This window comes from Runella sp. CRIBMP (genome assembly GCF_009905605.1).
Lineage (GTDB): Bacteria > Bacteroidota > Bacteroidia > Cytophagales > Spirosomataceae > Runella.
The window spans coordinates 772,023-784,778 of the sequence record NZ_JAAAKZ010000002.1 but is presented as its reverse complement, the minus strand read 5'-3'; the positions used below and the strand labels follow the sequence as shown (position 1 = coordinate 784,778).

Annotated in this window: 11 protein-coding genes; 10 read left to right on the top strand and 1 reads right to left on the bottom strand. The window is 46.2% G+C overall.

Going from position 1 to position 12,756, the window contains the following annotated elements:
• Positions 1-55: 55 nt before the first annotated feature.
• From GVN20_RS08360 to GVN20_RS08345, 4 genes are all read left to right on the top strand, one after another.
• Complete coding sequence (locus GVN20_RS08360; RefSeq protein WP_166557869.1) at positions 56-2,296, top strand: peptidase domain-containing ABC transporter; 2,241 nt, start codon at positions 56-58, stop codon at positions 2,294-2,296.
• A gap of 14 nt (positions 2,297-2,310) precedes the next feature.
• Positions 2,311-3,639, top strand: coding sequence for an HlyD family secretion protein (locus GVN20_RS08355; RefSeq protein ID WP_166557868.1), 1,329 nt, complete (start codon positions 2,311-2,313; stop codon positions 3,637-3,639).
• A gap of 189 nt (positions 3,640-3,828) precedes the next feature.
• Positions 3,829-4,578, top strand: coding sequence for an acetylxylan esterase (locus GVN20_RS08350; RefSeq protein ID WP_166557867.1), 750 nt, complete (start codon positions 3,829-3,831; stop codon positions 4,576-4,578).
• 41 nt (positions 4,579-4,619) lie between these two features.
• Positions 4,620-6,062: a family 43 glycosylhydrolase gene (locus GVN20_RS08345; RefSeq protein ID WP_166557866.1), complete on the top strand. Its 1,443-nt coding sequence runs from the start codon at positions 4,620-4,622 to the stop codon at positions 6,060-6,062.
• Between the two features lie 275 nt (positions 6,063-6,337).
• Here the strand turns inward: GVN20_RS08345 and GVN20_RS08340 are convergent, their stop codons facing one another.
• Complete coding sequence (locus tag GVN20_RS08340) at positions 6,338-7,900, bottom strand: bifunctional response regulator/alkaline phosphatase family protein (protein WP_166557865.1); 1,563 nt, start codon at positions 7,898-7,900, stop codon at positions 6,338-6,340.
• Between the two features lie 211 nt (positions 7,901-8,111).
• Between GVN20_RS08340 and GVN20_RS08335 the strand changes: the two genes are divergently transcribed.
• From GVN20_RS08335 to GVN20_RS08310, 6 genes are all read left to right on the top strand, one after another.
• Positions 8,112-8,924 (top strand): universal stress protein, encoded by an 813-nt coding sequence (locus GVN20_RS08335; RefSeq protein WP_166557864.1) that lies wholly within the window; start codon positions 8,112-8,114, stop codon positions 8,922-8,924.
• Between the two features lie 103 nt (positions 8,925-9,027).
• Positions 9,028-9,684 (top strand): orotate phosphoribosyltransferase, encoded by a 657-nt coding sequence (gene pyrE, locus GVN20_RS08330; protein ID WP_166557863.1) that lies wholly within the window; start codon positions 9,028-9,030, stop codon positions 9,682-9,684.
• Positions 9,685-9,694: 10 nt separating this feature from the next.
• Positions 9,695-10,447: a peptidoglycan editing factor PgeF gene (gene pgeF, locus GVN20_RS08325; protein WP_310586814.1), complete on the top strand. Its 753-nt coding sequence runs from the start codon at positions 9,695-9,697 to the stop codon at positions 10,445-10,447.
• Between the two features lie 52 nt (positions 10,448-10,499).
• Complete coding sequence (locus GVN20_RS08320) at positions 10,500-11,417, top strand: EamA family transporter (protein ID WP_166557862.1); 918 nt, start codon at positions 10,500-10,502, stop codon at positions 11,415-11,417.
• A gap of 42 nt (positions 11,418-11,459) precedes the next feature.
• A complete protein-coding gene (locus GVN20_RS08315) occupies positions 11,460-12,071 on the top strand; it encodes a DJ-1/PfpI family protein (RefSeq protein WP_166557861.1) in 612 nt (203 codons plus the stop codon).
• A gap of 151 nt (positions 12,072-12,222) precedes the next feature.
• Positions 12,223-12,735, top strand: coding sequence for a hypothetical protein (locus GVN20_RS08310; RefSeq protein WP_166557860.1), 513 nt, complete (start codon positions 12,223-12,225; stop codon positions 12,733-12,735).
• Positions 12,736-12,756 lie beyond the last annotated feature (21 nt).

Below are 12,756 nucleotides of genomic sequence, written 5' to 3'. Positions count from 1 at the left end.
TGCCTGGTGCGCGGAAACGTCTGCCTGCGTATGGTAACCAAATTATAAAAGGCTTATGAAACCTTTTCCCTTTTACAAGCAGCACGATGCCATGGACTGTGGCCCTACCTGTTTACGCATGGTGGCCAAGTACTATGGGCGGAACTACTCGGCGCAGGCATTGCGGGAACGTACCCAAATCGGCAAAGATGGGGTCAATCTGTTAGGGATTTCAGAAGCCGCCGAGAGTATCGGGTTTCGTACAGTTGCGGTTAAAATTCCGTTTGAAAAACTCAATCAGGAAAACGCCTTCCCGTGTATTGTTCATTGGAGTCAGAATCATTTCGTGGTGGTTTATGGGGTTGTTGTAAAGCCTTTTTCCTTTTTAAATAGACGAATAAAGCAGCAATTGTCTGAAATTAAGGTTCAAGTCGCCGATCCCGCCCGTGGCCTAATTACCTACACCCGTGAGGAGTTTGAAAAACAATGGGCTACGACGATTGTTAACGGCCAAAAAATGGGCGTGGCGTTATTATTGGAACCAACGCCTGCCTTGGGAAAAGAGCATGAATTGGAGGGGCGCACCAGCGAAGAAAAAGGGTTAGGGACCAGTCGTTTGGGCACTTATCTCTATCAGCACCGACGTTTGGTAGAGCAGTTGGGCGTGGGGCTATTGGTGGCGAGTTTGTTGCAGCTTATTTTCCCTTTTTTGACGCAATCGGTGGTGGATGTGGGTATTCAAACCCGCAACCCTTCGTTTATTTTATTGGTCTTATTGGCGCAGTTGGCTCTGACCGTGGGGCGAACCTCGGTAGAGTTTATCCGTTCGTGGCTATTGATGCACCTCAGTACGCGGCTCAACCTCTCGCTGCTCTCCGATTTTCTCATCAAACTCACGCGCTTACCGCTGTCTTTCTTCGATACCAAGCAGTTTGGCGATATAATGCAAAGGATTGGTGATCATCACCGCATTGAGCAGTTTCTCACGGGTCAGACCCTCAACACGCTCTTTTCGTTGTTCAATTTGCTGGTGTTCGGGGCGGTATTGGCCTTTTATAATCTTACTATTTTTGGGGTTTTGATGTTGTCAGCGTTATTGTATGCAGGTTGGGTGGTGCTGTTTTTGAAATTTCGTCGAAAATTGGATTATCAGCGTTTTAGCATCTCTGCCAAGAGTAACAGCACCTTGGTGCAACTCATTCAGGGAATGCACGAAATCCGTTTGGCGGGTGCGGAGACTCCTATGCGCTGGCAATGGGAACAGTTGCAAACCCAATCGTTCAAACTCGGCATGAAAGGCTTGAGCGTGTCGCAGTGGCAGCAGGCGGGAGCGTTGTTTATCAACGAAGGCAAAAGCATTTTTATCACTTTTCTGTCGGCCCAGGCGGTCATCAACGGTCAGCTTACCCTGGGCGGGATGCTGGCGGTGCAGTACATCATCGGGCAAGTCAACGCGCCACTCCAACAGCTCATCGGTCTGGTGCAGTCGGGGCAGGATGCCAAAATCAGTTTGGAACGATTGAATGAAATCTACGAACTGGAAGACGAAGAGACGGGGCAGGGCTTAGTGGAACTGCCCACCTCCCAAACGCTTTTCATGCAATCACTGTCATTTACGTACCGAGGAGCGGGCAACGAACCCGTGCTGAACGACATCCACCTGACTATTCCGCAGGGTAAAACCACCGCCATTGTGGGCATGAGCGGCAGCGGCAAAACCACCCTGTTGAAATTATTGCTGCGCTTCTACGACCCTACCCAAGGCAAAATCCTCATCGGCGGCGTGGGGTTAAACAACATCAGTCACAAATACTGGCGCAAACAATGCGGTGTGGTGATGCAGGATGGTTTTTTATTTTCAGACACCATTGCCCGAAACATCGCCGTGGGCGCAGAAATCATTGACCGTCAAAAACTCTATCAGGCCGCACAAGTCGCCAATATTCTCGACTTTATCGAATCATTACCTCTGGGTTTTCATACCAAAATCGGCGCCGAAGGTATGGGGGTCAGTCAGGGGCAAAAGCAGCGTTTGCTCATTGCCCGAGCCGTTTATAAAGACCCACAATACATTTTCTTCGACGAAGCTACCAATGCTTTGGATGCCCACAACGAAGCCGTGATTGTAGAAAACCTGAATGAATTTTTCAAAAACAGAACAGTCATCGTGGTAGCTCACCGATTGAGCACCGTAAAAAATGCCGACCAGATTGTGGTACTTGACAAAGGCAGAATTACGGAGATTGGGACGCATTCGACCCTGACATCACAGCAGGGCGATTACTATCAGTTGGTAAAAAATCAGTTAGAGCTGTAATCCATTTCAACGAAATGACAAAGGAAGAAAATCACTTATTCACCGACCGCCCCGAAGGTGCTGCTCTGTTTGAAGAACTTCGCAGTGAAGAAATTCAAGAAGTGCTTGGCCACGCTCCCCCGTGGGCTGTTCGCTGGGGCAATACTCTTTTTCTCGTGATTTTGGTGGGAATCATGGGTTTAAGTTGGTTCATTGACTACCCCGAGCTAGTCATCGCCCCGTTTCGGCTCACGTCCGATGACGTACCCAAACCCGTGGTAGCAAAAACCAACGGTCGCTTGGTCAAAGTGTGGATTAAAGATAATCAGCGTGTGCAGCGGGGGCAATTGTTGGCCTATTTGGAAAGCACCGCTTCGCACCGCGAAGTATTGACGCTGGAGAAACAACTGGAAACCTTGGCCCAATGGGTACAAGCACAACGTTTTGAAGCCCTTGCCTCTTTCCACCCCGGAGATTTTCGTCAACTGGGGGAGTTACAGGCCGACTATCAAACATTTATGCAACAGTTTTCCGAGACCGCTACGCTTTTTGCCAATGGCTACCTCCTCCAAAAAACCAATTTCTTACACGCCGAATTGACTGATTTACAACAAAACCGTGAGCAATTGACGGAGCAGCTTGACATTCAAAAAAAGGAACTTGCTTTGGCCGAAAAAGAGTTTAAAATGCACCAGACACTTTTTGCGGGGAAGGTAATTGCCCCCGTAGAATACAACCGTGAAGAACGAAATTACTTGGCTAAACAATTGCCCCTGAAGCAACTAGAAATGAGCCTCACTGGCAATCGAACCGCACAAACCCAAAAACAAAAGGAATTGGCTGAACTCAGCAAACAGGCCAACGACCAAAAAGCACAATTTGCCCAAGCACTCAGCACATTACGGGCGGCAATTGGAGCATGGAAAGCCCGTTTTTTGCTCACCGCCCCCAAAGATGGGCTCGTGACTTTTGCGGCACTTTGGCAGGAAGACCAGACCGTTAAAAATGACGAGATTCTGTTTCACATTGGCGCTTCGCAGAAAAACTATTTTGGGGAGGCGCATATCCCTCAAACCAATACAGGGAAAGTCAAGCCCGGACAGCGGGTATTGGTAAAGTTTCAAAGCTATCCGTATGAGCAATTCGGAATCGTGGAAGGAAAAGTTCAACACATTGCCAGCATCCCCTCCTCCGACAGTACCTTCAGGGCCATCATCTCTTTGCCAAAGGGGTTACAGACCTCTTCGCACAAAACGCTTCATTTCAAAAATGGATTAAATGCCTCTGCCGAAATCGTCACCGAAGAGTTGCGCGTGGCCGAACGAATGTTTTATGAAGTAAAAAGGCTCATCAACAGGCCATAACTTAAATAAACACAATATCCGCAATCAATTCATACCCAAAGGAATCATTGAGAGATTAGATGAGTTTGCGTTTGGCAGTCACCAATTCATGGGCCGATGAGCCAAGATCCATTTTAGCCCCGTTGTTGAGTAGGTTTTCGTAAATTATACTTACTGTAGAAGTAATAACCCTTACGAAAGAACTCTTCAATGAACAGCAAACTCAAGCCCTTGTGTTCGGTTATCATTTTTGTCTTTTTATCAGGAGTACAAATAGGTGCTTTGGCACAGGGTCCGGGCCCGGGACAAAGAATACCGCTCCCGCCCATACCGATCAAAGGCGATACGACCCATACCTTGTCGAAACATTTCACGTCTGCTTCTACCGCCGCAAAAGCACCAGATGCCAAGGGCTTTATTCAACGTTGGCTGGTGCTGGAACCGGTGAAGAAAGATATTGTCAGAAATAACATCTTCACCGACAATTACCTCCGAACCGCCTTTTCGACAGATAATTTTTCCACTGATTACATCACCGTTCCCAAAAATGGCGAAACGGTAAAAGTGGGAAACCAAGAACTGAAATGGTATGCGCTGGACAGCAAGGCGTTCAACTTTAATTTATACCATTTTACCTACGCCCTTAACAAGCCCAAATACGGCATACTTGTCTGGCTTGTTACGGTCATCAATTGTCCCGAAGAAATCAAAAACGTCAGGATGGCTGCGGGGTGTAATTCCGGAAGCATGTGGTGGCTGAATGGTCAGGAAGCCTTACTGCTTTCCGGTGACAGGGATATGATTGCCGATAATGGTACTTCTGCACGGTTAACGTTAAAAAAGGGAAAGAACATCGTCAGAGGGGCGGTAATAAACGGACCGGGGATGGCTAATTTCTGTGTTCGTTTTTTAGATGAAAAAGGAGCACCCGTAAAAAACCTCAGTATAAGTTACGAATAATAGAAAGTATTCTGTTTAAGCTAATTACAACAAGTTAGTACATGAAAAGAATCAACGTACCCGGCCTGACAACCTTATTCGCTTTATTGATAACCCAAACCGTATCAGCACAGGTCGGAAAACCTTTTATCCATGACCCCTCAACCGTCACCGAATGCGACGGCAAGTATTATACATTCGGCACGGGCGGTGGCGGATTGATTTCCAACGATGGTTGGACATGGCACGGTGGCGGGGTGAGACCCGGTGGCGGTGCTGCTCCGGATGTCATCAAAATCGGGGATCGTTACCTTGTCATCTATGGCGCAACTGGCGGTTCACCCAACCACAAAGGAGCGATTCTGACCATGTGGAACAAGACATTAGATCCCAAGTCGCCTGATTTTAAGTATTCTGAACCGATTGTCGTAGCTACGTCGGATGGCTATGAAGAAAACGACGCCATTGACCCCGGCGTGATGCTGGATCCCACAACCGGACGCCTTTGGCTAACCTACGGTACTTATTTTGGATTCACTCGTCTGATAGAATTAGACCCCAAAACGGGAAAACTCAAGGCAGGAAATAAACCCGTTGATGTAGCCATCGTATGTGAAGCCAGTACGTTAGTCTACCGCGACGGTTGGTACTACCTGCTGGCTACGCACGGCAGTTGTTGCGACGGGGCCAACTCCACCTACAATGTGGTGGTGGGTCGATCCAAAAAAATAACCGGCCCTTACCTTGATAATGTAGGAAGAAGCATGTTGGAAGGCGGCGGAAAAATGGTGGTCGCTACCCGTGGCGGATTAATAGGCCCTGGGCATTTCGGGCACATCATTTTGGAGCGGGGAGTTGAAAAAATGTCCCTCCATTACGAAGCCGATCTGGCGCAGGGGGGGCGAAGCGTATTGGGTATACTTCCGGTGGTTTGGAAAGACGGATGGCCTGTGGCGGGAGAAAAGTTTAAAGAAGGCACGTATGAAATCGAATCCGTACGCAGAGGCTATGGATTAGAGTTGGCCGTTGATTTTACAAGAATGCCAAACGCCCCGCGAGGGTTTAACCAGCCCAATAATGAACCGATAAAACCCGTTCCAGCGCAGCAATTAGCCGATGTAATGAAAAACTGGCCAACAGGTAACATTAACGTAAGAATAGGCGACTACATGTCCCGTCCCCATCAACAATGGACGATTACCGATGCCCCTGATACAACCGGGTATCTGGGCGGCCCTTATTATAAAATTGTATTGGCAGGCACCGATCGGGCATTGGCGGCCACGGCCGATGCCGAAGTAATCACCGTACCAGCATTTACGGGCGCGCCCGAACAGCTATGGCGCATCGATCAGTTGACGGATGGTACCTACCGAATCATGCCCAAGGAAGTTCCCAATTCAGGAAAGAAGTTAGCGCTGGTCTCTTCTGGAGACAGCACCCCGACACTGGCAGAATTTGATTTCAACAGCGATAATTCGAAATGGAATTTCAGGGCTCCCTGAGGATATTCTTTACCCCGTTGCCCGTTTGAAGCAGCATTTAAGAAGATTCGCGCCAGTAGGGATTCTATCAGGTATTCAAGCCATAACTCAAATAAACACGATAATCGGTAATCAATTCATACCCAAAGGAGTCGTTGAAAGATTTGATATTACATATTGATTACTAAGAAGATAATATTTTTAAAAATACCTGAACTTTTTATCGACTACTTAATAAAAAAGGCAGCCTCCAATTTTTGGGACTGCCTTAATCGAATATAGGAGTTGTTCTAATTTTACTTAGGTTTCAAGAACACAAACGGTATAATCATTTCTTCAATCGAAACTCCGCCATGCTGGAAGGTATCGCGGTACATATTGACGTACTGGTTGAAGTTGTTGGGATACGCAAAAAAGTAATCGCCGAGGGTAAAAACGTAGGCCGTCGAAACATTGAGCTTGGGCAAAAACAAGCGCTCGGGGCGGCGGCACACGTAGATGTGGTTGTTGTCGTCGAAGCCGAGATTTTTCCCCTGTTTGTAGCGTAAGTTGGTATTGGTTTCGCGGTAGCCTACGATTTTGACGGGTTTTTTCACCCGCGTCATGCCGTGGTCGGTGGTGATGATGATGCGCCCTTTTTTCTCCGCAATTCGTTGCAAAAAATCCATGATAGGGGAGTGCTGAAACCAAGATTTGGTGATGGAGCGATACGCGGCCTCATCGGGGGCTAACTCCTTGATCATCATCATGTCGGTGCGTGCGTGCGAGAGCATGTCCACGAAGTTAAAGACGACCACGTTCAGGTGATTTTTCCAGAGGTTGGGAAGGTTGTCGATGAGGGTCTTCCCCTGATTTTGATTGATGATTTTGTTGTACGAAAACTTCACCTGCATCCGGTTGCGCTCAAACTGTTTGCGCAACAAATCTTCTTCGTGCTTATTGAGCCCTTCTTCGCCGTCGGGGGTATTTTCGTCGTTTACCCACCAATTAGGATATTGCTTTTCAATTTCGCTGGGCATAATTCCCGCAAAAATAGAGTTACGCGCAAAACCGGTGGTGGTAGGCAGAATTGAATAATACGAAGATTCTTCTTCGACCGTAAAAAACTCGCTCAACAGCGGCTCGACTACTTTCCACTGGTCATAACGTAGATTATCAATCAGAATAAAAAACAAGGGCTCCGTCTGTTTCATCAACGGAAATACTTTGCGTTTCATCAGCTGATGCGACAAAATCGGCTTGTCAGCGTTGGGGTCATTGAGCCAGTCTTCATAATTATCGAGGACAAACTTGCAAAAATTGTTGTTGGCCTCTTCTTTCTGGGTTGACAGAATCTCCTCCATGCTTTTGTCTTGCGTGTTTTCGAGTTCTAATTCCCAGTAAATCAATTTTTTATATAATTCGACCCACTCCGCATGGCCGATGCGGTCTTGGTATTGCATGGCCAATTGCCGAAACTCCTGCATGTAGCTGATGTTGGTTTTTTCGCTGACCAACCGCTTGTTATCCAGAATTTTTTTGACCGAAAGGAGGATTTGATTAGGATTAAGTGGCTTGATGAGATAATCGGCAATGCGGGAGCCGATGGCTTCTTCCATTATACGTTCCTCTTCGCTCTTGGTAATCATGACCACCGGAAGATTGGGGCGTAATTGTTTTATCTGCGCGAGGGTTTCGAGACCTGAAAGTCCAGGCATATTTTCGTCCAGAAAAACCACGTCGAATCGTTCGTGTTCTACTTTATCGAGAGCATCAGAACCACTATTGACGGGGGTGATGGTGTAGCCTTTGCCGGTAAGAAATAAAATATGTGGTTTTAATAAATCTATTTCATCATCTGCCCAAAGAATATTTGCCATAAGATAGTTGATAAGATGTTTTGATTGAAAAAATACGAAGGGGCTTATGCAGTAAAAATCAAAGCCCAAAATGTATCTCTCCTAACGACTTGCGAATTGAATAATTGTTTGTAGAGTGACATTAATCATCAAACATAACTGCCAATAATCATATTTTAAAATAGCTAATGAACGGAAATTGCGGAAGATAACCAACAAATCCATTCATCCAATGAAAACGATTCTTGTACCTACCGATTTAAGCGATGTTTCTGAATATGCCCTAGACGTGGCCGTTGAGATTGCTAAAAAGCACAACTCAACCATTGTGTTGCTCAAACGATTGATTTTTCCAACGGTAGAATATACCATGATTGATAATGATTTTTTTGACGGCAAGGAAGATTATTACCGTTTTCTGACCCAAGAATCAAAAGACCGGCTCAAAGATATGATTGATAGACCTGCTTATGCGGGTGTTAGTTTTAAACTGAAAGTAGTAAGAGAAAACGAAACGCTGGCCGAGGCCGTTTTGCACCAAGAGGCTGATTTAGTGGTGATGGGTTCGACGGGGGCAAGCGGTTGGAAAGAATGGACGAAAGGGTCTAATGCAGAGCATGTGGTACGAAAAGCAACCTGTCCAGTGTTGGTCGTAAAATCACCCGTGAGTGAGTTTAATAATGTGGTATTTGCCGTAGATTTTGAAAATGAGCAGTTTGTAAAAACCTCTACAAAATTGCTGGATAAATCAAACATCAATCCTCATTTTGTATATGTAGACAACGGCACCAAAATTTTTGATGAAGTGGCATTGCGCGAAAAAGTTGGGAAATGGGCCCTTGAACTGGGGTACAGTACCTATCAATTTGAGATTGTCGAAGCCAATACCATTGAGAAAGGAATCTTAAATTATGCCAGAAAAGTGGGAGCCGACATTATCGTAATGTATACCCACGGGCGTACAGGAATCCAACATTTTATTTACGGCAGTGTTGCCGAAGATGTGGTCAATCACGCCGAAATGGCCGTAATGGTGAGTCATTAACGGAGAAATTTTATTCCTTGCTCTTTTAAAAGAATGGTTGGCATCCCCAACCATTCTTTTTTATGCGTAGTTTTGCAGGATTAAAAACATCTTTACACCGTTCATGCAAACCACTGTAGCCGTGAATCGACCGGAAGTAGCCCGCCAAGTTGCGGCGTATTTATTAAACATTGAAGCGATTCAACTTCGCCCCGATCAGCCCTTCAAATGGAGTTCAGGCTGGAATTCACCCATTTATTGTGACAATCGTCTGGCACTTTCGTTTCCTGAAGTGCGGACTTTCATCAAAAACGCCTTGGCGGGAGCCATCAAAAGCCATTTTCCGGCCGTTGAGCTTATTGCAGGAGTAGCCACTGCGGGTATTGCGCAGGGCGCTTTGGTGGCTGATGTGTTGCATTTGCCTTATGCTTATGTGCGTCCTGAACCCAAAAAACACGGTATGGGCAACCAAATTGAAGGCCGGGTCTTGGCGGGTCAAAAAGTAGTAGTACTTGAAGACCTTATTTCTACGGGCGGAAGCTCCCTCAAAGTAGTAGATGTACTGCGGGAAGCCGGCGTGGAGGTTTTGGGAATGATTTCGATTTTTACCTATGGCTTTTCCATTGCCGATGAAAATTTTAAGCAGAAAGGCGTCGAATTGGTGTCGTTGAGCAACTATGATTGCTTACTGACCGAAGCCCTCAAATTAGACTATATCGAGTCAAGCCAATTAGAAACACTATCTAAATGGCGGGAATATCCCGGAAACTGGGGTGTGTAAATTACTATAAATGATGCAATTATTTCACTCGCCCACCATTTTTCAACGCTTTCCTAACCTCATTGCAGCAGAAAGCAGGCGCCACGGTGGGGTGAGCGCGCCTCCTTTTTCGTCGCTTAACCTAGGCATTAATACCAAAGATGCGCCCGAGAATGTGCTAGAAAACCGACGACTTTTTTTTGAAAAGTTGAATATTTCGGAAGCTAAAGTTGCCTCCTCTCATCAAGTACACGGAGACAGCATTCAAATAGTTACCCAACCGGGCCGAGCCGAAGGCTTTGATGCGCTCGTCACGGAGGTGCCAGAGGTTGTGCTTGGGGTCACCGTTGCCGATTGTACCCCCGTGTTGATTTATGACGCTCATCGTCGGGTTGTTGGGGCGGTCCATGCTGGATGGCGGGGCACGGTGTCTCAACTGGTCTATAAAACCCTCGAAACCATGCACGCCGAATACGGCACTGCTCCAGGTGATTGCTTCGCCTACGTGGGTACGTGCATCGATGAAAATGCTTTTGAAGTGGGAGAGGAAGTAGCGGAGCAGTTTCCTGATAAATTCAAACGGTTTGATACGGGCAGGGGAAAGTATTTGGTGGACTTAAAACGCGCCAATGCCGCGCAGTTAGAAAATTTTGGGATTCCTTCTGAGCGGATTGAAATATCACCGTATTCAACCATTACCCATAATGACCATTACTTCTCCTATCGTTTGGAAAATGGCCAAACCGGGCGGATGTTGGCCGTAATTGGGATGAAAAATGCTTAACATACGGTAAACGTTATTGAAAAAATAACCTCGCTCGGCCTAACATGATACAATGCAACAATCTTCTTCCGTAAAACTTTGGGCCAATCTGGTCATTGTGTATGTTGTATGGGGCTCTACCTTCTTGGGGGTTCGATACGCTATTGAAGTGCTACCGCCGTTGTTGACCAATGCCATTCGGTTTCTGGTGGGTGGTGTTATCTTCTTTTTGTTTACGCTGCTTCGTGGATATTCTATTCCGAGTATAAAGCAATGGCTTTCAGCGGCTTGGATTGGTATGCTTTTGAGCGGTGTCGGAAACTGCGCCGTTGCCTACGCCATTGGATTTATGCCTACGGGGTTGGTGGCGTTGCTGGTAGCCACGCTGCCAGGCTGGATGGTGGGTTTGGATTATTACTTCTTTGGGAAACAAAAACCTTCGTGGTTGACGGCGGTTGGTTTGGGGGTTGGTCTGATTGGTATGTATATTTTATTAAATCCCGGAGAGAACCTCACCCAACGTGAAATCCCCTTATTCCCCGCTTTTTTGGTTTTTATCGGGTCAATTACTTGGGCGTGGGGGTCGTTACAATCCCCGTATTTAGACATGCCTCCTCAAATGCAGACCACCGCGATTCAGATGTTGGGCGGGGGAGTTTTCTCCTTGGTGATGAGCTTGTTTTTGGAGCCAAATGGCTTTAAAGCCTTCGATAACATGACCCATCAAACCTACATGGCCTTACTTTATCTGATTGTGATGGGTTCTTTTGTGGGGTATTCGGCTTACGTTTGGTTGTTGCACCATGCAGCCCCTTCTTTGACCGCCACCTATGCGTATGTCAACCCAGTAGTGGCGATGATTTTAGGGTGGCTAGTGGTAAACGAAAAATTAAGCACTCGCTCGCTGGTTGCTTCGGCGGTGGTTCTGACGGGTGTAGTTTTGATAACATTTGGCCGAAGAGCTTCGGCCAAAGCTGGCAATTTGCGTTAGTGCGTTTCTCTGACCATTTTTTAACAAAATTCATACGTTCCCATGACCCGAAATGTAGCCATTTTCTTATTCGATGAGGTAGAAGTGCTCGATTTTGCGGGCCCTTACGAGGTTTTTAGCGTAACTGGATTACGGACATTTACGGAGAAACCTTTCCACGTTTACACAGTTGCTGAGAAATCCCCCGTGGTGGCCCGCAACGGACTGACCGTTATTCCCGATTATTTGTTGGATACCTGCCCCGAACCTGACCTGATTCTTATTCCGGGTGGAGGCGGTTTTACTCCCGAAGGAGTGGCTTTTGGAAGTCGTCGAGAAATGGACAATGATGTGGTGTTGGAGTGGGTAAAAAAGCACGCTGCTCACGTTGAACTGGTTCTTTCGGTCTGTACGGGGGCCTTGATTTTGGGTAAAGCGGGGCTTTTGGAAGGACTGCAAGCCACGACCCATTATAAAGCATTGGATGCCTTAAGGGCCATTTCTCCAACGATTGAGGTACTAGAAGGAGTTCGATACGTTGATAATGGCCAAGTCATCCTTTCTGCGGGTGTATCAGCAGGCATAGACATGTCTTATTACGTAGTCAGTAAATTGCTGGGCAAAGAAGTAGCCGACGAAGCGGCGCGTTATGCCCAATATGATTATTGGCAATAATAAAGCACAAACCATATTCTAAATGCCCAGTCAGGGCCTATCAATGGGGAAAATAACCTTTTTTGGGTGTTTTTATTTGCTAATATTTGACTAATTTTATACTTTGTTTCGTTGTATTAATACTGAAAACCATTCTACAAACTTTAGTGATATGAAAAAATATCTTTACGCTGCACTATTTATTACTTCAGCCATGTTGGCAGGATGTTCAAAATCTGAGCCAGAACCAGAACCCGCCGAGCAAGTGATTGGGAGCTACACCGTGGAAAAACTTACCGAAGCTATCAAATATGCTACTTCTACTTCTGAATATGCCGAAACAACCAATTATCCCGTAAAAGGGAAAACGAGTACGGGCATTAGTTATGAAGTAAACGCGGTATTGGATGTTGCCAAAACGGCGTCAAACATCGTAACCGTGACGTTTACCCAAACGGCAAAGTTATCAAACGGACAGACCGAAAAGAGCAATTCCGCCTTTACAGGTATCGAATTAAAGAAAATTGAAGGTTCTTCTGGCGAATTTGACATGCTAGATACAGGCGTTAAAATTGGTACGATTGGCAAAAATGCCATTACAATCGAGGAGGTGACCAATGATAAAGACAGCTCTGGAGTAGCCTATACGTATACTTTCCGTATTACGGGTAAAAAAGCCCAATAGTTAATCATACGTTAAGATTTA

Excerpts from the sequence above, each read along its gene's own strand:
- GVN20_RS08360 (WP_166557869.1), top strand. The coding sequence starts at position 56 with ATGAAACCTTTTCCCTTTTACAAGCAGCACGATGCCATGGACTGTGGC.
- GVN20_RS08355 (WP_166557868.1), top strand. The coding sequence starts at position 2,311 with ATGACAAAGGAAGAAAATCACTTATTCACCGACCGCCCCGAAGGTGCT.
- GVN20_RS08350 (WP_166557867.1), top strand. The coding sequence starts at position 3,829 with ATGAACAGCAAACTCAAGCCCTTGTGTTCGGTTATCATTTTTGTCTTT.
- GVN20_RS08345 (WP_166557866.1), top strand. The coding sequence starts at position 4,620 with ATGAAAAGAATCAACGTACCCGGCCTGACAACCTTATTCGCTTTATTG.
- GVN20_RS08340 (WP_166557865.1), bottom strand. The coding sequence starts at position 7,900 with ATGGCAAATATTCTTTGGGCAGATGATGAAATAGATTTATTAAAACCA.
- GVN20_RS08335 (WP_166557864.1), top strand. The coding sequence starts at position 8,112 with ATGAAAACGATTCTTGTACCTACCGATTTAAGCGATGTTTCTGAATAT.
- pyrE (WP_166557863.1), top strand. The coding sequence starts at position 9,028 with ATGCAAACCACTGTAGCCGTGAATCGACCGGAAGTAGCCCGCCAAGTT.
- pgeF (WP_310586814.1), top strand. The coding sequence starts at position 9,695 with ATGATGCAATTATTTCACTCGCCCACCATTTTTCAACGCTTTCCTAAC.
- GVN20_RS08320 (WP_166557862.1), top strand. The coding sequence starts at position 10,500 with ATGCAACAATCTTCTTCCGTAAAACTTTGGGCCAATCTGGTCATTGTG.
- GVN20_RS08315 (WP_166557861.1), top strand. The coding sequence starts at position 11,460 with ATGACCCGAAATGTAGCCATTTTCTTATTCGATGAGGTAGAAGTGCTC.
- GVN20_RS08310 (WP_166557860.1), top strand. The coding sequence starts at position 12,223 with ATGAAAAAATATCTTTACGCTGCACTATTTATTACTTCAGCCATGTTG.